An 18,460-nucleotide genomic window follows, 5' to 3' on the forward strand; every position below is an offset into this window, starting at 1 on the left:
CCGCTCGCGAACAGGAGACCTCACCATGCGTTCCCTCGACATCGCCCGCGAGGCTTGTGAAGCCTCGCACCCCGGCCTGCTCAAGGCCCTGTCCGAGCACTCGCTCAGCGAGCTGGAGCGCCCGGGCGGCCCGGCCGTCAAACTGTTCCGCGACCACGGTGGCGCCGGGCTGCTGGTGCCGCGGGACTTCGGCGGGGCCGGCGCCGGCGCGCTCACCGCCGTACGGATCAATCGGGCGCTCGGCGCCGCCAGCCCGTCGCTGGGCGCGGCGGTGACCATGCACCATTTCACCGCCGGCATGCTGTACAGCCTGACCGGCTCGGCCGGGCGTCTCACCGGCGCGCAGCTGGGCCTGCTGGAGCGGGTCGCGGGCGAGCGGCTGCTGATGGCGTCCGCCTGGGCCGAGGGCCGGTCCAGCCAGAACATCCTGGTGCCGGCCGTGAAGGCGGAACCTGCGCCCGGCGGCGGTTTCGTGGTCAACGGCGTGAAGAAGCCGTGCAGCCTGGCCCGTTCCATGGATCTGCTGACCGCCAGCGTGGCGGTGCCCGGCGACGACGGCGAGTCGCTGGCGGTGCTGCTGATCCCGGCCGACACGCCCGGCATCTCGGTGCATCCCTTCTGGAGCAACCCGGTGCTGGCCGCCGCCGAGAGCGAGGAGGTGCGGCTGGAGGACGTGCACGTACCGGAGGATCTGGTGATCCGCACGGTGCCGGACGACCCGACCCGCCTCGACGATCTGCAGTCGGCCGGATTCGTCTGGTTCGTCATGCTGATCTCGTCGGTCTACACCGGCGCCGCCTCGGCCCTGACCGAACGGGTGCTCAAGGCCGGGCGCGGCAGCGTCACCGACCGGGCCGCGCTGGGCGTGCAGCTGGACTCCGCGGTCGGGCTGCTCGAAGGGGTGGCCCGCGCGGTCGACGCCGGCGAACTGAACGAGGACGTCGTCGCCGCCGCGCTGGTGGCCCGCTACGCGGTCCAGGACCACCTGGTACGCGTCGCCGACCTGGCGGTGGAGACGCTCGGCGGCATCGCCTGGATCAAGGACCCGGAGATCGCCTACCTGGCCTCCGCGGTCCGCCCGCTGGCCTTCCACCCGCCGTCGCGGGCCAGCGCCGCCGAACCCCTGATCGACTACTTCAGCGGCGAGCCGCTGCGGCTGTCCTGACCGCCGAGAACCGGAAGGAGACCCGATGACCACGGTCGCATCTCCCGCATCCGTCGACACCGAGGAGGAGATCCTCAACCTGTACCGGGCGCACCTGAGCAAGGGCCGCGCCACTCTGGCGGAGCTGTTCGGCAGCCACATGGAGGTGGCCTCCGAGGGGGCCTGGATCTACACCAGCGACGGCGAGGAGTTCCTCAACTTCGGTGGGTACGGCGTCTTCGTCATGGGGGCGCGGCACCCGCGGGTGCTGGACGCCGTCACCCGGCAGCTGCGCACCCATCCCACCTCGACCCGGATCCTGCTGGAGCCGACCGTGGCGCGCGCCGCCGAGGCGCTGACCCGGATCACCCCGCCGGGCATGGACCGGGTGCACTTCTCGCTCTCCGGCGCCGAGGCGGTGGAGACCGCGCTCAAGCTCGGCCGCGCGCACGGCCGGCGCCGGCTCGTCTCCATGTCCGGCGGATACCACGGCAAGACCCTCGGCGCGCTCTCCGCGACCGCCAAGGAGGTCTACCAGCGGCCGTTCCGGCCGCTGCTGCCGGACGTCACCCATCTGCCGTACGGCGACGCGGACGCGCTGGGGGAGCACCTGTCCCGGTACCCGGGCGAGGTCACCGTCATCGTGGAGCCGGTCCAGGGCGAGGGTGGCGTGGTGATCCCCCCGGCCGGCTACCTCAAACAGGTCGAGCAGCTGTGCCGCCGGCACGGCGCCTTCCTGATCGTCGACGAGGTGCAGACCGGCATGGGGCGGCTCGGCTCCTGGTGGGGTTGCACCGCCGCGGATGTCGTCCCGGACGTGCTGCTGACCGGCAAGGCGCTCGGCGGCGGCATCCTGCCGGTGTCGGCCGCGGTCGCCGACCGCGCGACGTTCAAGCCCTTCGACAAGGACCCGTACCTGCACACCGCGACGTTCTCCGGCCAGCCGCTGCTGATGGCCGCGGTGCAGGGCGCGATCGAGGCGGTGGAGCAGGACGACCTGGTCGCCCGTGCGGCGGCGCTCGGCGCCCGCCTGCTGCCGGAGATCCGCGCCATCGTGCACCGCAACATCCCGGACCTGACCGTCGACGTCCGCGGCGTGGGCCTGCTGATCGGCGTGGAGCTGATCGAGGCCGGCCTCGCCGGTGAGCTGCTGATCGAGCTGTTCAACCACGGGGTGGTGGCGAACCACTCCATGATCGGCAGCTCGGTGGTGCGGTTCACCCCACCGGCGACCCTCACCGAGCGTGAGCTCACGACCTTCTTCCAGGCTCTCGACGGGGCCACCCGGGACCTCGTCAACCGTCGTACCCGAATGCCGAAAGGCGGCAACTGACCATGCGCCAGGTCTCCCTCGACGCGGTGATCCACAACACCGCCGCCGATTACGTGCTGCAGCAGATCGCCCGCTTCGACCAGTATCCGACGCTGGCCCCGCACGTGAACGCCACCACCGTGCACACCGGCCTGCCGGAGCCGGTCGGCTCCTCCAGCTGGGAGCTGCACTTCCGCAGCGGCCTGCTGCGCTGGACCGAGCAGGAGCGGTTCCTGACCGACCAGCTGCGCATCGAGTTCGCCCAGACCGACGGTGACTTCGACGAGTTCTCCGGCGTCTGGCAGCTGCGCCAGGACGGCGCCGACACCGCGCTCAGCTTCCGGTGCGACTTCGACTTCGGCATCCCGTCGCTGGAGGGCATCCTCGACCCGATCGCCGAGCGGGTGATCCGCGAGACCGCCGCCTGGGCGGTGGCCGGCCTGTTCGACCACCTCGAGGTCACCTTCGCCGGGCCCGCACCGGCCGTCCCCGTGCCGGCCGGCGACGCCGGCTGAGCCCGCACCCTTCGAGAGGCCATCTGATGGACGCGAAGAATCCGTTCGAAACCCGGGCCACCTTCCGGGCGCACCGGGCCGAGTACCTCGTCGGCTTCGCCGCCAGCACCGTGCTGCTGATCTGGCACTACGACGAGATCCGCTGGCTCCCCGCCATCGGGCTGTTCCTGTACATCGACCTGATCGGCTACATCCCCGGCGCGATCGCCTTCCACCGCAGCAGGACCAAGCGGATCAGCAAGGTCTACTACTACCTCTACAACACCATGCACAGCATGATCACGCAGGCCGCGGTCGTGGTGCTGTGGGGCCTGCTGATCGGGTGGGAGTGGGCGCTGCTGATCATCCCGTTCCACCTGTTCGGTGACCGCGGCGTGTTCGGCAACTTCCTCAAGCCGCTCAGCCTGCCGTTCGAGCCGGTCGCCTACCCCGGTTACGCGCGCCTGATCGACGCGCTGCGCTCCGGGGTGGACTCCAGCGGCTCGGCGGCCGGCGTGCTGGGCGCGGAAGCCCCGGCGCGGGTGCCGGACGCCGCGCCCGCGGCGGCCGTCCGCTGATGGACACCGAGACCCTGGAGGGGCGGCGGCGCCGGGCGGTACGCCACTTCGCGTCCGGCGTGGCCGTGCTGACCGTCGTCGACGACAGCGGCACACCGCACGGCACGACGGTCAGCGCGGTGACCGCCATCTCCCGCGAGCCCCTGCTGCTCGGCGTCTGCCTGCGCCTGAACTCGGCGTTCGCGCGCCGGGTCCGCGACGGCGGCCGGTTCACCGTGAACGTGTTGCGCAGCGACCAGTACGCGACGGCACGCTGGTTCGCCGACCCGGCACGTCCGGCCGGGACGGCCCAGTTCCGCGACGTCGCGTGGGAGACCGATGCGCTGACCGGCGCGCCGACGCTGACCGGATCGCTGGCCACCCTCGGCTGCCAGCTGGTCGAGCGGCTCGCCCTGGGCGACCACGACCTGCTGGTGGCGCAGGTCCTGGCCGGATCGGCGAGCTGGGGATCACCACTGCTCAGTTACGCCGGCCGGCTGCACGACGGCGACCTGCACAGCATGGCGCCGGACAGTTCGGAACTGACCGTTAGGAGTTCTCGATGACCGCCGTGATCCCTCCCGAGGCCGACTGGGAGCAGGCGCCCGGGCTGCTGACCGGGGCCAAGACCCTGGAGCTCAGCGCGGAGCGGTGCAACCTGGGTTACTGGCTCAGCGCCGTCGCCCAGGGCACCCTGCGCGACCGGGCGGTGACCGGGCACCACAACGCCGCGGTGCCGCCGTTCATGAAGCAGGACGGCCCGCTGCGCGAGGCGATGATGCTGGAGCTGGGGCTGCGCTCGGTGGCCGAGGAGAAGGCCACCCGCATCCTGTCCTACTACGTCGCGAACGCGCCGGGCATCGTGGAGATGGAGTTCTACGCCACGCAGCTCATCGACGAGGCCCGCCACTCCAAGGTGTTCCGCGACCACCTGGTCGAGCTGGGCGTCCCGGCGGCCGAGCTGCACGACACGATCGCCGAGATGTCCCGGGAGTACGTGCCCGAGGTGCTGCAGCCGGTGGAGGATCTGGCCGCCCGGATCATCCGCGACGAGCGGGACTTCGTCGGCGGGGTGGCGGTGTTCACCATCGTCATCGAGGGCGTGCTGGCGCCGGCCGCGGAGCTCGCCGAGCGCAAGTGGGACCGGCTCGACCCGGCGGCGAGCGAGATCTCCCGTGGCGCCGCGATCGACGAGATCCGGCATCTGACCGTGGGCAGCTCGATCATCCGCGACCACCTGATCCGGCACCCGGAGTACCGGCCGCGGCTGATGGAGATCCTGGCGGCCGGGCGCGAGCTGTGGGACCGGGTGCCCGACCGCAAGTACGTGATGTACCGCGAGGAGCTGTTCCAGAAGGGCATGGCCCAGCAGGCCGACCTGCTGCGCGACTACGAGGTGTGGCCGGGCCGGTTGCTGCTGGACACCACCCCCGAGGAGCGCTACGACATGGCCGAGCGCTGGACCGACGAGATGGCCGAGTCGCGGCTGCGGTTCATGGGGCTGGAGGACGCGCTCCCGCTGCTCAGCGGCACGGACGTGGCATGAGCGCCGGGGGTAGCGGCGACCGGCACCCGGTGCTCGCGGGCGTGGGTGGGTGGCTGCCGTCCCGGGTGGTCACCAACGACGACCTGGCCGCCCACCTGGACACCTCCGACGCGTGGATCCGCAGCCGTACCGGGATCGGTTCGCGGCGGTTCGCCGAGCCCGGCGTGTCGACCGGCGACCTGGCCGTGGCGGCGGGCGCGCTGGCCCTCAAGTCCAGCGGTGAGGCGCAGGCCGACGCGGTGGTGCTGGCCACCGCCACGCCGGACCACCCGCTGCCGGGCACCGCGCCCCAGGTCGCCGAGCGGCTGGGCCTGATCGGGGCCGCGGCGTTCGACGTGGCCGCGGTCTGCGCGGGCTTCGTGTACGGTCTGGCCACCGCCGGCGGGCTGATCGCCGCGGGGACCGCCCGCCGGGTGCTGCTGATCGGCGCGGAGACCTTCACCAGCATCGTGAACCCGCGTGACCGCAGCACCGCGGTGATCTTCGCGGACGGCGCCGGCGCGGTCGTGCTGCGCGCGGGCCGGCCGGACGAGCCGGGTGCGCTCGGCCCCACCGACCTGGGCAGCGACGGTGGGAACCATGAGCTGATCATGGTGCCGGGCGGTGGCTCCCGCCAGCGTTCCTCGGGCGCGGATCCCGGCCCGGAGGACCACTTCTTCCACATGGCCGGCCGCGACGTCTACCGGCACGCCGTCGAGCGGCTGACCTCCTCCTCGCGGGCCGCCCTGGCACACGCGGGGTGGCAGGTCACGGACGTCGACCGGTTCGTACCTCACCAGGCGAACGCGAAGATCTCCGCCGCGGTCGCCGACCGGCTGGGCCTGGACGCCGACCGCGTGCTGTCGAACATCGCCGAGGTGGGCAACACGTCGGCCGCGTCCATCCCGCTGCTGCTCGCCCAGGCCGGCGCCGACGGGCGCCTGCAGCCCGGCCACCGGGTCCTGCTGGCCGCGTTCGGCGGCGGGCTGACGTGGGGGGCATCCACCCTGGTCTGGCCGGACATCACCGCACTGACCGTCTGATCACTGTTGTATTCGGAGGGATTGCCATGTTCGACACCGTGAAGAAGGTCCTCGTCAGCCGCTTCCAGGTTCCGGCGGAGGACATCGAGCCGGAGGCCAGCCTGGAGGATCTGGAGCTCGACTCCCTCGATCTCGTCGAGCTCGCGACCATCCTGGAGAGCGAGTACGGCGTCCGGATCACCGACGACGAGATCGCCGAGGCCAAGCAGGTCGGCGCCGTCGCGGACCTGGCCGCGCGAAAGGCAGCGACGGTCTGATGCCGGCGCACCGCGTCGCCGTTACCGGCCTGGGGCTCGTCACCCCGGCCGGTATCGGCGTGACCGAGACGTGGGAGCGGATCCTCGACGCCGAGCCGACCGCCGCCCACGACCCCGAGCTGGCCGACAACCCGGTCACCATCTCGTGCCGGGTGCCCGGCTTCGACGGCGGCGCGCTGCTCGGCCGCCGCGCCCGCAAGATGGACCGGTTCACCCAGTTCGCCGTGGTCGCGGCGACCGAGGCGCTCGCCGACGCGGGTCTGGACCCGGCCCGCTGGGACGGCGCCCGCGTGGCCGTGGTGCTGGGCAACGCGGACGGCGGTTTCGCCACGGTCGAGCAGCAGCACAGCGTGCTGACGCAGCAGGGCGCCGGGTTCGTCTCCGCGCTGCTGCTGCCGATGCAGCTGTCCAACATGCTCGCCGGCCAGCTCTCCCTGCAGTTCGGGGCGACCGGCCCCAGCTTCTGTGTCGCGACCGCGTGCGCCTCCGGCACCACGGCCATCGGCCTGGCCTGCGATCTGCTGCGCCTGGACCGGTGCGACGTGGTCATCACCGGCGGCAGCGAGGCCCTGGTGACGCCGCTGATCATGGCCGGCTTCGCCCGGATGGGCGCGCTGTCACGGCGGGCCGGCGACCCGCGGGAGGCGATGCGGCCCTTCGAGGTGGAGCGGGACGGTTTCGTCGGGGCCGAGGGCGCCGGCATCCTGGTGCTGGAACGGCTGGCCGACGCCCGGGCCCGGGGCGCCGGGATCCGGGCCACCGTGGACGGCACCGGGCACTCCGCCGACGCGCACCACCTCACCGCGCCGGACCCGGAGGGCCGGGGGCTGGAGCGGGCGATCCGCGCCGCGCTCGCCGACGCCGACGCGGGCGCCGGCGACATCGACCACGTCAACGCGCACGGCACCGCCACCCCGCTCGGGGACCTCGCCGAGTCGCGGGCCGTCGAGCGGGTGCTGCGCTCGCGGCCGCTGGTGAGCTCCACCAAGGGCGTCACCGGGCACATGCTCGGCGCCGCCGGGGCGGTGGAGGCCGCGCTCACCGTGCTCGCGGTGCAGCACGGTGTGGTGCCTCCGACGGCCAACCTCGACCGGCAGGATCCGGAGGTGGAGGTCGAGGTGGCGACCAAGCCGGTGCACCGCCGGCTGGACGCGGCGCTGAGCCTGTCGGCCGGCTTCGGCGGGCAGAACGCGGCCGTGCTGGTGCGCGCGATCTGAGCCGCGCCGGCCGGCGCGGAGCCCGGTGGCCGGTCGGCTGTTCGCCGGCCGGCCACCGCCGGGCGCGGCACCGGCGGCGGCCGGCCGTGACGGCGGCCGGTGGCGCGGACCGCGACCGGAGGCGAGGATCGCCACCGGTGGGCCGGAGAGCATCCGATGCCGGCGGGCGGCGGTCGCCGCCCGCCTCAGCGTGCGGTGATGCTGCGCAGCGCCGTCGCGGTGGCCTCGTCGGCGGGGTAGAACGACTCGATGCACAACTCGGCGACGGTGATGTCGAGCGGGGTGCCGAAGGTCGCCACGGTGCTGAAGAACGCCAGCTCGCCGAATTCCGACTTCAACCGCAGCGGTACGAAGATGCGGGCCGACGCGCCCGGCTGCGGTTCCGGCTGGCCCGGGTCGCACGGGTACCCCTGCAGTTCTTCCTCCAGCGCGGCCAGCACGGAGTCGCCGCTGAGCAGCACCTGACGGTGCAGGCGGGCCAGCACGTGGGAGCGCCACTCGGCGAAGTTGAGGATGTGCGGCGCCAGCCCCTCGGGGTGCAGGCTGGCGCGCAGCACGTTGGCGTCCGGCGGGGTGACCAGCCACGGGGCGGCCATGCCGAGCAGCGTGGTGAGGGCCACGTTCGCGTCGACGATGTTCCAGTGCCGGTCGACGACCACCGCCGGGTACGGATCGTGCCCGCTGACCACCTGGCGCACGGCGGCGCGCACGGCGGTGATGCTCGGCGCGTCGAGCGGCGTCTCCAGGTAGGCCGGGGCGTACCCGCTGGCCAGCAGCAGGCGGTTGCGCTCGCGCAGCGACAGCTCCAGGCAGTCGGCCAGTTGCAGCAGCACATCGCGGCTCGGCACGGACCGCCCGGTCTCGATGAAGCTCAGGTGGCGTGCGGAGATGCCGGCCTTGTTGGCCAGCTCCAGCTGGCTCAGTCGGCGGCGATGGCGCCATTGCCGTACCAGGGCGCCGGCGGTGGAGCGGGAGGCGACGGGTGCATTCACGGAACTCACCCTGGCATGTTCATTGCTGTTTGTACATGTTTGTACCGAGATTGTAAAACGATGAGTAAATTGAACTTCACTCTACGTGGTAGAGCAGGGTGAGCGTCATGCGCAACGCCGGGGTGCCGGACCCCTCGGCGGCGAGCTCGACGCCGTAGTCGGTCTCCCAGAAGCCGCGCGGGCGCGGGCGCACCCGCGCCACCCGGACCCGGCCGCGCACCCGGTCGCCGACCCGGACCGGGCTCAGCAGCCGTACGTCCGAGACGCCCTTGTTGACGACGTGGTCGGCGCCGATGACGTCGACCACCTCCGACAGCATCGCCGGCACCATGGACATCAGCAGGAAGCCGTGGGCGACCGGGGCGCCGAACGGCCCCGCCGCGGCCCGTTCGGCGTCCACGTGGATCCACTGGCGGTCACCGGTGATCTCGGCGAAGGCGGTCACCGTCGCGGCGGAGACGTCGCGCCAGTCGCTCACCCCGAGCTCCTCGCCCACCAGCGCGGGCAGCCCGGTCACCGGGGTGCGGCGCGCGCTCATGCCGCCCGGCCCGCCGCGACGACCGCGGCCGCCCTGGCGCCCACCGCGTGCGCGCCGCCGTCCACGTGCAGCGTCTCCCCGGTGACGGCGGGCAGCCAGTCCGACCACAGCGCGCAGATGGCGCGGCCCACCGGCTCCGGATCGGTGTGGTCCCAGCCCAGCGCCGCCCGCTCCCGCCAGGCCTCGACGAGCGTCTCGAACGTGCCGATGGCGCTGGCCGCCACCGTCCGCAGCGGACCGGCGGCGACCAGGTTCACCCGGGTGCCCTGCGGCCCCAGGGCGTGCGCGAGGTAGCGGCAGCAGCTCTCCAGGCCGCCCTTGGCGACGCCCATCCAGTCGTACCCGGGCCAGACCTGCCCGGCGTCGAAGTCCAGGCCGACGATCGACCCGCCGCCGGCCGCCGCCAGCAGGGGCGCGGTCGCCCGGCCCAGCGCGGCGAAGGAGTACGTGGAGACGTGCATCGTGCGGGCCACCTCCGGCCACCCGGCGGTCAGGAAGCCGCCGTCCAGCGCCTCCGCGGGGGCGAAGGCCGCCGCGTGCAGCACCCCGTCGAGCCGTCCCCAGCGCTCCTGCACCTGCGCGGCGACGCGCGTCAGGTGCTCCGCGTCGGTCAGATCCAGCTCCAGCACGTCGCACCGGTGCGGAAGTCGCGCGGCGATCTTCTCGGTGATCCGCAGCCCGCGCCCGAAGCCGGTGAGCACGACCTCGGCGCCCTGCAGCTGAGCCTGGCGGGCCGCGGCGAACGCGATGGAGCGTTCGGTGATGACTCCGGTGATCAGAAGCTTCTTCCCGTCGAGCAGCACAGCGGTTCCCCATCTCTTCCGCAGATCGGACGACGTCATTCTGGTGAGCATTTCTGACACCGGGTTGACAGCTGACTGATAAGCGGCGTCCGACTACCTCGCAGGTAATGGACCCGTTCTGAACAGCCATGCCAGAGTTCGGACCGATCAGCGACGGATCTCGGGCAGAGAAGGAGAGGAACGGTTCGATGACTCAGGTCGCGCGTAGCCCGCTCGCCGGTTCCCAGCGGACCTCGATCGGCGACCGGATGGACCGTTTGCCGGTCACCGCCCTGCACCGATCGATGACCGCGTTCGTCGGTGCCGGCCTCTTCTTCGACTATTTCGACAGCAATCTTTCCGGCACGGTTTCCAAGGTGTTGCAGACCCAGTTCGCGGTCGGCGGGACCACGCTGATGCTCTTCCTCGCCTCCGGGTTCATCGGCCAGTTCGTGGGGTCGCTGGTGCTGGGCAGGTTGTCCGACCGGCTGGGGCGGCGGCGCGCGTTCATGCTCAACCTGCTGACCTACTCGCTGTTCACCCTGGCCGGCGCCTTCTCGCCGAGCGCGGGCTGGCTGATCGTGACCCGGTTCCTGGCCGGGCTGGGCATCGGGGCCGAGCAGACGCTGGCCGACTGCTATCTCGCCGAGGTGCTGCCGCCGGCCAAGCGGGGCCGGCTCATCGCCTGGGCCTACAGCCTGGCGTTCTGCGGTGTGCCGGCGGTCGGGTTCACGGCGCTGTGGCTGGCGCCGCGCAGCTGGCTGGGGGTGGCCGGCTGGCGGTGGGTCTTCGTCGCCGGGGCGCTGGGCACCGTCGCGGTGTGGCTGCTGCGCCGGGGCCTGATCGAGTCGCCGCGCTGGCTCGCCGCGCGTGGCCGGATCGCCGAGGCCGACCAGCTGGTGCGGCGGCTGGAGAGGCAGGCCGGCGTCGTGTCCGAGCCGCTCGCGCCGGTCGCGGCGGCCGGCGTGGACCGCCGCCCGCCCGGCTACCGCGTGCTGTTCAGCGCCGGCCAGCGTGGGCGCACCCTGGTGCTGTGGACCGTCTGCCTGCTCTCCGTGGTGGCGTACTACGGGTTCGGCACGCTGGCCCCGCAGGTGCTCGCGGTCAAGGGCGTCGACGTGGTGTCCGGGCTGGGCTACACCGCCCTGACGTTCCTGGGCTACCCGTTCGGGTCACTGCTGACGGTGCCGGTCATCGACCGCGTCGAGCGGCGCGTGCTCATCTGCGGCGCGGCGGTGCTGATGGCCGCGAGCGGGCTCGGGTTCGGGCTGTCGGCCGACCCGGTGGCGGTGGTGGTGTTCGGGTTCCTCTACACGCTGCTGAGCAACGTCTTCTCGACCGCGTCGCACGTCTTCCTCGCCGAGCAGTACCCGACCGAGTTCCGGACCACCGCCACCGGGGCCGCGTACTCGCTGTCGCGCCTCGGCGCCGGGGTGCTGCCGTTCGTGATGATCCCGATCCTGCAGCACGGCGGCGCGGGGCTGCTGTTCACCGTGATCGCGGGCGCCATGGCGGTGCTGGTCGTCGTGGTCGGGCTGTTCGGCCAGCGCACCACGGGCCTGTCGGTCGACCGGCACGACCAGCTGTCCTGAGCCGCCGGCGGGCGCGGCTCACTGCGGCAGGCCGAGCTGCCGCCCCGCCGAGTGGGCCACGTGGTCCCAGAACGCGTCCGGCTCGGGCAGCAGGCCCTGCACCAGCCTCTGCACCGCCACGTCCGCCGAGGCCAGCAGCTGGCTCCAGGCGAGCATCAGCGGTGGTATCACCTCCAGGGGGACGCCGACCAGCAGGCCGCGCGCCAGGCTGCCGACGTTGCGGGCCATGGCCGTCGACAGCTGCTCGCTCGCCGGCAGCGGCTGCTCCGGCGCCACCGTCCGGGCGTACAGCACGATGCCGGCCAGCACCAGCAGGGTCCGGCTGCCGGCGACGATGACCTCCGGCGACGGCCGGTAGTGCGGGTGCGACGGCTCCCAGAGCAGCGCGTACTCGGCGGGATGGGTCCGCGCCCAGGAGCGCACCGCGCGGGCGACCGCGACCCACTGCCGGGCCGGGCTCGCGGTCTGCCGCAGGGCCGTCGACGCGGCCTGTTCCATGGCACAGGCGAGGCTCGCGTACGCGTCCAGCATCAGCTCGCCGAGCAGCGCGTCCGGGGAGCCGCAGTGCCGCTGCAGCTCGGCCAGCGGCATCCCGGCCGCGTCGGCCACCGAGGCCAGGTCGAGCCGGCCCGGGCGGTGCCGGGTGAGGCACTGGTACGCGGCCCACCGGATCCGGAAGGCCGGGTCCGGGTCGTTGCCGGAAGTCCGCATGTGTCTCCTCATTCCTTTGCCGGGTTCCGCCCGCACACACGCGCCCGCACCACAGTCGGCCGGCGGCGCGGCATGACTATGGCGTGTGTCACTCGTCGTCGGCCGCCCCTGCCCGGACGCGGCGACTCCGCCCGCGGCGTCGCCGTCCGCGCCTGAAAGGGCAGGCCAGGCCGTTATGGTTCCGCGAAAGACGAGCGCTGTCGATTACCCGCCAGGTAGTGGAATGCGCAGTGTCGTACTGTATGTCCCACTCCTGAGCCGAGATGAACTCATCGTGTCTGGAGTGGAACTGTCCGTCACCGACAATTCGCCGGATAGCCCTCATCTCTCACGCAGCGTGAACCCGGCGGTTCGCCGCCGCGGGGTCACCGAGGCTCCTTCTCCGTGCGTCGATCTCCGGTCTCGATCGACTTGTGGGCGACGGCGCCGTCCGGGGCGGCTCGACCGCGGTCACTATGCGTGTTTGCGGGCGATTTCAGGCACTACGTGGCGGGTAATGGACGGCCCGGAAAATGCTGTGGTAAGAACTTCGATGTCCTTCTCATTGATCGATGGTCGGTAATGTTTCGACATTAATTCGGAGCGTCGAACGATAAGACGCGTCACGCCGTCAACGGTGACGGCCACGCCTCGACACGTCGCTGAAGGGCTGGACGAACCTGTGTCGCCGACCGGCACCGAATTGCGTCCGACGAGCTTAGCCCCGGCTTTCCGATATTTTGAGAACCGTCCGGAGCAATGCACGTCGCACGCGGGATGCCGGCAGGTGCATGTCGGTGGATCGAAGTCATGGGGGTTGCGCCGTGAACATCTGGATAATGGGCCAGATGCTGATCGAGTCCGGACATCGCAGTACGCGATTCCGGGGTGGTATGCAGGGGGCCCTGCTGGCCGCGCTGATCAGCGCGCAGGGGCAGATCATGCCGTTCGGCACGCTGTCGGAGGAGCTGTGGGGTGGTCGGCAGCCGGACGGTATGGAGAACGCGTTGCAGGCGCATGCCAGCCGGTTGCGGCGCAAGTTGCGGGCGCTGGAGCCGGAGCGGGCTGAGGCGCGGCTGGTGGCGCGGGCCGGTGGGTACCGTCTGGATCTGGACGGGGCGGCCACCGACGCGATCACGTTCGCCAGTGAGGTGGCCGCGGTGCAGGCGGATCCGGGTCTGCCGCCCGCGGTGGTCAGTCAGCGGTTGCGTGCGGTGCTGTCGCTGTGGCGTGGTCAGGTGTTCGGGGGTGCTCCGGTCGGCATGATCGCGCAGGCGTGGGCGGCCCGGTTGAGCGCGGTGCGGATCGCGGCGTTGGAGATGTTGTTCGACAACGAGTTGAAGCTGGGGTTGCACAGCGCGATCGTGCCGGAGTTGTCGGCGTTGGTGCGTTCCGAGGCGCTCAACGAGCGGTGGTGCGAGCAGTTGATGGTGGCGTTGTACCGGTCCGGGCGGCAGGCCGAGGCGCTCGGGGTGTATCAGCGGATGCGGCAGCAGATGAACGAGGAGCTCGGGGTGGACCCGTCGCCGATGCTGCGCAATCACGAGCGGGCGATCCTCGCGCACGACGACGGCCTGCTCATCCACGGTGACCACCGCCTGCTGCGCGCCGTGGCCCGCTGACCGCACGCCGGTCAGCGCCGTGTCAGCCGGCGGTCAGCGGCGCCGGGCAGGGTGTGCTCAACCGTACGTTCCCCAGCGCCGAAAGGGCGTCCCGATGCCTGCTGCCGCCGACCGGTTCACCTCGGTAGTGATCATCGCCAATCCGCGTGCCGGCACCACCTCCCCCGCGGTGGTGGCCGACATCGCGCGGCGGTGCGCCCGCCGGATACCGGACGTACGGTCGTTCTGGACGGCCGGTCGCGGGGACGGTGTCCGTCTCGCCCGCGCCGTGGCCGCGGCGGACGGCGCATCGGTCCTGGTCATCGCCGCTGGCGGGGACGGCACCGTGCGTGAGGTCGTCGAGGGCCTGGTGCAGGGCACGCCGCCCGGAGCGGCCCCGCCCGTGCTGGCCGTGGTGCCGGTGGGCACCGGCAACTCCAACTATCTCGCGCAGTGGGGCGAGGTGCCGTGGACCGACGCGCTGGAGGCGCTGCTGGAGCCGGCCGCGGACGGGCCGGTACGCGCCGAGATCCGCTGGCTCGATCTCTACCGGCTCGCCGAGACCTCCGAGCTGATCCTGCTGGGCGCCTGCTCCGGCCTGGTCGCCGAGGCGCTCGGGGTGGCCGCCGGCATCGAGCTGACCGGGCGGGCGCGCTACCGCGAGGCACTGACCCGCGCGGCCGCCCGGCACCGCCCCTACGCCGGGCGCGTCGAGGTGGACGGCGACGTGGTGCACGAGGGACCCACCATCCTGGCCAACGTCGGCGGCGGCCGCTACCGAGGCGGGATCGCCCGGCTCCTGCCGTTCTCCGTCCTCGACGACGGATACCTCGACGTCTGTGTCATCGACGCCACGGTCCCCGCCGAGCAGGTGCCCGAGCTGATCACCGACGGCGGGCACATCGGCCGCCCCGGTGTCGTCTACGCCCGCGGCAAGCGGGTGACCATCAGCAGCACCGACCACACCCCCGTCCCCTTCGAGCACGACGGTGAGCTGGTCCGCGGCGACCACCGCCGATTCACGGTCGAGGTCCTGGCCGCGGCGCTGCCGGTGGCCTGTCACGCCGGCCGGCCGGTCGGATGAGCGGCGCCGGCGGCGCGTCCGCGCAGCTCGCCCGGTGGGCGGCCGGACTACGGCCGGACGACGTGCCCGAGCGGGTCCGGGACCTCGCGGCCAGCCAGATCCTGTCCCAGCTCGCCGCCATCCGGGCCGGTCTGCGGCACAGCGCCGGCGCCCGGCTGGTGACCGCGTTCGGCCCGCCGCTCCAACCGGATCCCCGCCGCTCGGCCGCCGTCCTGGCCGCCCTCGGCTCGTGGCTCAACCTGGACGACACCGCGTACTCCGGCCACCTCGGACCGTCCTGCGTGGCGGTCCCGCTCGCCTACGCCCATGCCCGGGAAACCGACGGCGCCGCGCTGGTCACGGCCGTCGTCGCGGCCGACGAGTGCGCGGCCCGGATCACCGCCGCCGCCACGCTCGGGCCGCTGCGCGGGCAGAGCGCGCTGCACACCCACCTGGCCGGCGCGGTCACCGGCCGGATGAAGCTGTCCCCGGCGGCCCCGGGGCAGTGGGCGCACGCGCTCGCGCTGGCCTTCGCGGCGCCGCCCTGGCCGGTCATGCACGCGTTCCTCGGCGGTGATGCCAAGCTCACCCACGCGCTGGTCCCGGTCCGGGCGGCGATGGACGCCTGCGACGCGGCCGAAGCCGGCCTGACCGGGGTGCCGGACGTACTGGAGAATCCGCGCGGCTTCCTCAGCCGGTTCGCCTCCGTCGCGCTGCCGGAGACGCTCACCGGGGGACTCGGTCGCCGCTGGCACACCGAGACGCTCTCGTTCAAGGTGCGTCCCGGCGGCCCGGGCGTCGACGCGGCCGTGGACTGCGCGTGCGAGCTGCACCCGAGCATCGGCGGCGCCGCCATCGAGTCGGTCGTGGTGCAGGCCTCCGCCTACACCGGCTACGCGGCCCGCCAGGCGCAGCCGTACCTCGATGGGCAGCGCACGCCGCTGAGCGCGCTGCTGCTGTCCGTGGGCTACCCGGTGGCCACCGCCCTTCTCACCGGCGACCTGACGGTCGAGGACCTGGAGCCGGCGCGGCTGGCCGACCCGGCCCGCTGGGAGCTGGCGCACCGGGTGCGGCTGGAGCAGCACGACGGCATGACCGCGCAGCTGCTGGAATCGGCGGCCCCGTTCGGAGCGGCGCTGCGCTCGGCCGGTGAACCCGGACGGCAGTGGCTGCGCGACTTCGTCGGCCCCGACCTCGCCCGCCTGGCGGGCGACACCGTGCCGGAGGAGACGTTCACGACGGCGGAGAAGGCGACGCCCGCGCGGCTGACCGTGCGTCTGGGCGACGGCCGGGTGCTGACGCGCGAGCGCCGGGTGCCGGTCGGCGCCGCCGGCGACGACCTGCGCGCCCGGCATCGTGAGCTGGTCCGCGAGAAGTTCCTCGCGCAGGGCGGCGATCCGGCCGTCGCCGACGCCGGCGGTGACCTGGCCGACATGTCAGCGTCGCAGCTCAGGACTTGGATCGAGGCGGCGTTGCGCTGACCGCCGACGGTGTCAGCGCGCGGTCAGGTGCCGGTCAGAGGCCGGGCGCATCCTGAAGCGAGCCGAACCTCGTGAAGGAGTTCCGCCAATGCCAGAGCAAGCTTTCCGACCGGCCCCGGCGTCTCCGGGGCCGCGCAGCGGCCTCGTCGGCGTCGACCCGGCCGCGGCGACGACGAAGGAGGTCGGCGCACACTTCGCCGAGCTCGCCAAGGAGGTCCGTGCCGCCGGCCTCCTGGAGCTTCGACCCGCACGGTACTACGGCCGGCTGGCCTTCAACGCCGCGATGTTTCTCGCCGGGCTCGTCGCCTTCTTCCTGATCGGCGACTCGTGGTGGCAGCTGGCCGTCGCCGCGTGGATGGGAATCTCCTGCGTGCAGAGCGCCTACATGTTCCACGACGCCGGGCACAAGGCGATGTTCCGTGGCATGCCGGCCACCGCGGTCGGGCGTATCCATGCCAACCTGGTCAACGGGGTCAGCTACGGCTGGTGGGTGAACCACCACAACCGGCACCACAGCTTCCCCAACAACATCGACCTGGACCCGGACATCGGCCGGCGGACGGCCATCTTCGACATGAGCCAGTACGCCAGCCGTACCCGCTGGCAGAAGTTCGTGGTCCGGCACCAGCACGTGCTCTTCTTCGTGCTGCTGGTGCTGGAGGGTTACAAGATGCGGCGTACGTCGGTGCTGGCCATCGCCCGCGGCCAGACCAAGCGGCCGTGGGTCGAGGGCGGGCTGATCGCCCTGCACCTGGCCATCTACCTGACCGTGGTGTTCACGGTCCTGTCCCCGCTGCTCGCGGTCGCGTTCATCGTGGTGCAGCAGGGTGTGCTCGGCCTGCACTTCGGTCTGATCTTCGCGCCCAACCACAAGGGCATGGAGGTACGGCGTGGCGAGGAGTCGCTGGACTGGCTGGAGCGTCAGGTGCTGACCTCGCGCAACATCCGCCCGTCCGCGTTCATCGACTTCATGTACGGCGGCCTCAACTACCAGATCGAGCACCACCTGTTCCCGACCATGCCGCGGATGAACCTGGGCCGGGCCCGGCCGATGGTGCGCGACTACTGCGCGCGCAACGGCATCCCGTACCTGGAGGTCGGCGTGCTGGAGTCCTACCGTGAGGTGGCCGGCTTCCTGCACGACGTCAGCGAACCGGCGCGGCAGGGTGTGGCGCCCGTCGCCGCCTGAGCGGGTACCGGCCACCGGGGGCGTGCCCCCGGTGAGTTCCGTCGTTGAGGCGCCGGGCTGCTGTGGTCTCGAAGGGACCCGGCGGCCCGGCGCCTTCGCCCGTGCGGCGGCCGGCCGATGGAGCGGTCGCGGGTCCTGCTGGGATCCGGCGGCCCGGCGTCTTCGCCGGTGCGGCGCGCCGCCTGTCGGGCTCCTGCGGTTCCGATGGAACCAGGGGGCCCGGTGCCTTCGCCGATGCGACGGCCGTCATCAGGCCGATGCGGGCCGGGATGACGGTGGCGCGCCGCCCTCGCGGTGCGGCGGCCGCCCCCGGGCCGGGCATCCGATCCGGGCGCGCGGGTTCGCGCCGGTGCCCGCGGCCCGCGTTCGCGCTGGGCCCGAGCACGACGAAGACCTCCCGGGAGCCCGGGAGGTCTTCGTCGTGCCGCAGGCGCGGCCTACCCCTGCGATCGGCTCGGCACGTGGGCCAGCGCCGCGGTGTGGCCGGGGATGTGCTGCTCGGCGCGCAGGTCGATGACCGCGCTCCACGGGATGTCGTCCTCGAGCACCACCTGGCCCGCGCGGTCGACCAGGCGCGCGTGCACCGGCGTGGACGCCAGCTCCTGCGGCGTACCGGCCAGCAGGTCGATCAGCTCGGCGGCGTTGCGCCGCACCATGTCCACCCGTTCCAGGTGCGAGGTGGACGACAGGATGGTGTCGATGGCCGGCCCGGACATGGCGGGGGCGTTGTCGATGACGGCCGGCGTCCCGGCGATGACGGCGTGGGCGGTGCCCACCAGGGCACGGTCGCTGAGCGCGATGTGCGCGAGCCGCCACGCGGTGGCGGCCCGGTCGGCGTCCGTGGGCAGGGCGTCGAACGGCAGCTCTCCGGCGACGCGCACCAGTTCCCGGTACGCCACGGCCAGTTTCTCGGTCTGCATGAGGGACTCCGTGGGGTGTGGGCCGGATGTGTGGACAGCCCGGCGACCGTGGCCACGGGGAAG

Annotated in this window: 19 protein-coding genes; 14 read left to right on the plus strand and 5 right to left on the minus strand. The window is 72.7% G+C overall.

Features of this window, described 5'->3' with window-relative positions:
* Window positions 1–25 precede the first annotated feature (25 nt).
* From ACTEI_RS12680 to ACTEI_RS12720, 9 genes are read left to right on the plus strand one after another with little or no spacing between them, the layout of a single operon-like run.
* Entirely contained in the window at window positions 26–1,165 is a 1,140-nt protein-coding gene (locus ACTEI_RS12680) for an acyl-CoA dehydrogenase family protein (RefSeq protein ID WP_122977840.1), read from the plus strand.
* Window positions 1,166–1,190: 25 nt separating this feature from the next.
* Window positions 1,191–2,477 (plus strand): aspartate aminotransferase family protein, encoded by a 1,287-nt coding sequence (locus ACTEI_RS12685; RefSeq protein WP_122977841.1) that lies wholly within the window; start codon window positions 1,191–1,193, stop codon window positions 2,475–2,477.
* A gap of 2 nt (window positions 2,478–2,479) precedes the next feature.
* Window positions 2,480–2,971: an SRPBCC family protein gene (locus tag ACTEI_RS12690; protein WP_122977842.1), complete on the plus strand. Its 492-nt coding sequence runs from the start codon at window positions 2,480–2,482 to the stop codon at window positions 2,969–2,971.
* A gap of 26 nt (window positions 2,972–2,997) precedes the next feature.
* Window positions 2,998–3,528 carry a hypothetical protein gene (locus tag ACTEI_RS12695; protein ID WP_122977843.1) on the plus strand — a complete coding sequence of 177 codons (531 nt, stop codon included), beginning with the start codon at window positions 2,998–3,000 and terminating at the stop codon, window positions 3,526–3,528.
* Window positions 3,528–4,073 carry a flavin reductase family protein gene (locus tag ACTEI_RS12700; RefSeq protein ID WP_122977844.1) on the plus strand — a complete coding sequence of 182 codons (546 nt, stop codon included), beginning with the start codon at window positions 3,528–3,530 and terminating at the stop codon, window positions 4,071–4,073. The genes ACTEI_RS12695 and ACTEI_RS12700 overlap by 1 nt, the downstream gene beginning before the upstream one ends.
* The gene (locus ACTEI_RS12705; protein WP_122977845.1) at window positions 4,070–5,053 is read left to right on the plus strand and encodes a ferritin family protein; all 984 of its coding nucleotides are present in this window, start codon (window positions 4,070–4,072) and stop codon (window positions 5,051–5,053) included. Before ACTEI_RS12700 ends, ACTEI_RS12705 begins: the two co-directional genes overlap by 4 nt.
* Window positions 5,050–6,075 carry a beta-ketoacyl-ACP synthase III gene (locus ACTEI_RS12710; RefSeq protein WP_122977846.1) on the plus strand — a complete coding sequence of 342 codons (1,026 nt, stop codon included), beginning with the start codon at window positions 5,050–5,052 and terminating at the stop codon, window positions 6,073–6,075. The genes ACTEI_RS12705 and ACTEI_RS12710 overlap by 4 nt, the downstream gene beginning before the upstream one ends.
* Before the next feature lie 26 nt (window positions 6,076–6,101).
* Window positions 6,102–6,332, plus strand: a complete 231-nt coding sequence (locus ACTEI_RS12715; protein ID WP_122977847.1) for an acyl carrier protein — start codon at window positions 6,102–6,104, stop codon at window positions 6,330–6,332.
* Window positions 6,332–7,549, plus strand: coding sequence for a beta-ketoacyl-[acyl-carrier-protein] synthase family protein (locus tag ACTEI_RS12720; protein ID WP_122977848.1), 1,218 nt, complete (start codon window positions 6,332–6,334; stop codon window positions 7,547–7,549). Before ACTEI_RS12715 ends, ACTEI_RS12720 begins: the two co-directional genes overlap by 1 nt.
* A gap of 185 nt (window positions 7,550–7,734) precedes the next feature.
* Here ACTEI_RS12720 and ACTEI_RS12725 read toward each other — a convergent pair whose 3' ends face one another.
* The 3 genes from ACTEI_RS12725 to fabI form a co-directional block, all read right to left on the minus strand.
* A complete protein-coding gene (locus ACTEI_RS12725) occupies window positions 7,735–8,541 on the minus strand; it encodes a helix-turn-helix domain-containing protein (protein ID WP_239082487.1) in 807 nt (268 codons plus the stop codon).
* Between the two features lie 76 nt (window positions 8,542–8,617).
* Window positions 8,618–9,079, minus strand: a complete 462-nt coding sequence (locus tag ACTEI_RS12730) for a MaoC/PaaZ C-terminal domain-containing protein (protein ID WP_122977849.1) — start codon at window positions 9,077–9,079, stop codon at window positions 8,618–8,620.
* Window positions 9,076–9,921, minus strand: a complete 846-nt coding sequence (gene fabI, locus ACTEI_RS12735) for an enoyl-ACP reductase FabI (RefSeq protein ID WP_122977850.1) — start codon at window positions 9,919–9,921, stop codon at window positions 9,076–9,078. The genes ACTEI_RS12730 and fabI overlap by 4 nt, the downstream gene beginning before the upstream one ends.
* Before the next feature lie 149 nt (window positions 9,922–10,070).
* On the opposite strand from fabI, the gene ACTEI_RS12740 reads away from it, so the two are divergent.
* Window positions 10,071–11,453, plus strand: a complete 1,383-nt coding sequence (locus ACTEI_RS12740; protein ID WP_122977851.1) for an MFS transporter — start codon at window positions 10,071–10,073, stop codon at window positions 11,451–11,453.
* An 18-nt stretch (window positions 11,454–11,471) separates the two neighbouring features.
* Here the strand turns inward: ACTEI_RS12740 and ACTEI_RS12745 are convergent, their stop codons facing one another.
* The gene (locus ACTEI_RS12745; protein ID WP_122977852.1) at window positions 11,472–12,164 is read right to left on the minus strand and encodes a TetR/AcrR family transcriptional regulator; all 693 of its coding nucleotides are present in this window, start codon (window positions 12,162–12,164) and stop codon (window positions 11,472–11,474) included.
* Window positions 12,165–12,967: 803 nt separating this feature from the next.
* Here ACTEI_RS12745 and ACTEI_RS12750 point away from each other — a divergent pair.
* The 4 genes from ACTEI_RS12750 (at window position 12,968) to ACTEI_RS12765 (ending at window position 17,477) form a co-directional block, all read left to right on the plus strand.
* Window positions 12,968–13,765 (plus strand): AfsR/SARP family transcriptional regulator, encoded by a 798-nt coding sequence (locus ACTEI_RS12750; protein ID WP_122977853.1) that lies wholly within the window; start codon window positions 12,968–12,970, stop codon window positions 13,763–13,765.
* 94 nt (window positions 13,766–13,859) lie between these two features.
* Window positions 13,860–14,828, plus strand: a complete 969-nt coding sequence (locus ACTEI_RS12755; RefSeq protein WP_203723764.1) for a diacylglycerol/lipid kinase family protein — start codon at window positions 13,860–13,862, stop codon at window positions 14,826–14,828.
* Entirely contained in the window at window positions 14,825–16,288 is a 1,464-nt protein-coding gene (locus tag ACTEI_RS12760; RefSeq protein WP_122977855.1) for an MmgE/PrpD family protein, read from the plus strand. The genes ACTEI_RS12755 and ACTEI_RS12760 overlap by 4 nt, the downstream gene beginning before the upstream one ends.
* A gap of 88 nt (window positions 16,289–16,376) precedes the next feature.
* Entirely contained in the window at window positions 16,377–17,477 is a 1,101-nt protein-coding gene (locus ACTEI_RS12765) for a fatty acid desaturase family protein (protein WP_122977856.1), read from the plus strand.
* A 437-nt stretch (window positions 17,478–17,914) separates the two neighbouring features.
* Here the strand turns inward: ACTEI_RS12765 and ACTEI_RS12770 are convergent, their stop codons facing one another.
* Entirely contained in the window at window positions 17,915–18,397 is a 483-nt protein-coding gene (locus ACTEI_RS12770) for a hypothetical protein (protein ID WP_122977857.1), read from the minus strand.
* Between the last annotated feature and the right edge of the window lie 63 nt (window positions 18,398–18,460).

The sequence above is a fragment of the Actinoplanes teichomyceticus ATCC 31121 genome, assembly GCF_003711105.1.
Classification (GTDB): domain Bacteria; phylum Actinomycetota; class Actinomycetes; order Mycobacteriales; family Micromonosporaceae; genus Actinoplanes; species Actinoplanes teichomyceticus.

Bases quoted from the DNA above. Each gene is read 5' to 3' on its own strand.
- ACTEI_RS12685 (WP_122977841.1), top strand. From the start codon at position 1,191: ATGACCACGGTCGCATCTCCCGCATCCGTCGACACCGAGGAGGAGATC.
- ACTEI_RS12700 (WP_122977844.1), top strand. From the start codon at position 3,528: ATGGACACCGAGACCCTGGAGGGGCGGCGGCGCCGGGCGGTACGCCAC.
- fabI (WP_122977850.1), bottom strand. From the start codon at position 9,921: ATGACGTCGTCCGATCTGCGGAAGAGATGGGGAACCGCTGTGCTGCTC.
- ACTEI_RS12765 (WP_122977856.1), top strand. From the start codon at position 16,377: ATGCCAGAGCAAGCTTTCCGACCGGCCCCGGCGTCTCCGGGGCCGCGC.
- ACTEI_RS12690 (WP_122977842.1), top strand. From the start codon at position 2,480: ATGCGCCAGGTCTCCCTCGACGCGGTGATCCACAACACCGCCGCCGAT.
- ACTEI_RS12705 (WP_122977845.1), top strand. From the start codon at position 4,070: ATGACCGCCGTGATCCCTCCCGAGGCCGACTGGGAGCAGGCGCCCGGG.
- ACTEI_RS12730 (WP_122977849.1), bottom strand. From the start codon at position 9,079: ATGAGCGCGCGCCGCACCCCGGTGACCGGGCTGCCCGCGCTGGTGGGC.
- ACTEI_RS12770 (WP_122977857.1), bottom strand. From the start codon at position 18,397: ATGCAGACCGAGAAACTGGCCGTGGCGTACCGGGAACTGGTGCGCGTC.
- ACTEI_RS12760 (WP_122977855.1), top strand. From the start codon at position 14,825: ATGAGCGGCGCCGGCGGCGCGTCCGCGCAGCTCGCCCGGTGGGCGGCC.
- ACTEI_RS12745 (WP_122977852.1), bottom strand. From the start codon at position 12,164: ATGCGGACTTCCGGCAACGACCCGGACCCGGCCTTCCGGATCCGGTGG.
- ACTEI_RS12720 (WP_122977848.1), top strand. From the start codon at position 6,332: ATGCCGGCGCACCGCGTCGCCGTTACCGGCCTGGGGCTCGTCACCCCG.
- ACTEI_RS12715 (WP_122977847.1), top strand. From the start codon at position 6,102: ATGTTCGACACCGTGAAGAAGGTCCTCGTCAGCCGCTTCCAGGTTCCG.
- ACTEI_RS12755 (WP_203723764.1), top strand. From the start codon at position 13,860: ATGCCTGCTGCCGCCGACCGGTTCACCTCGGTAGTGATCATCGCCAAT.
- ACTEI_RS12695 (WP_122977843.1), top strand. From the start codon at position 2,998: ATGGACGCGAAGAATCCGTTCGAAACCCGGGCCACCTTCCGGGCGCAC.
- ACTEI_RS12680 (WP_122977840.1), top strand. From the start codon at position 26: ATGCGTTCCCTCGACATCGCCCGCGAGGCTTGTGAAGCCTCGCACCCC.
- ACTEI_RS12740 (WP_122977851.1), top strand. From the start codon at position 10,071: ATGACTCAGGTCGCGCGTAGCCCGCTCGCCGGTTCCCAGCGGACCTCG.
- ACTEI_RS12710 (WP_122977846.1), top strand. From the start codon at position 5,050: ATGAGCGCCGGGGGTAGCGGCGACCGGCACCCGGTGCTCGCGGGCGTG.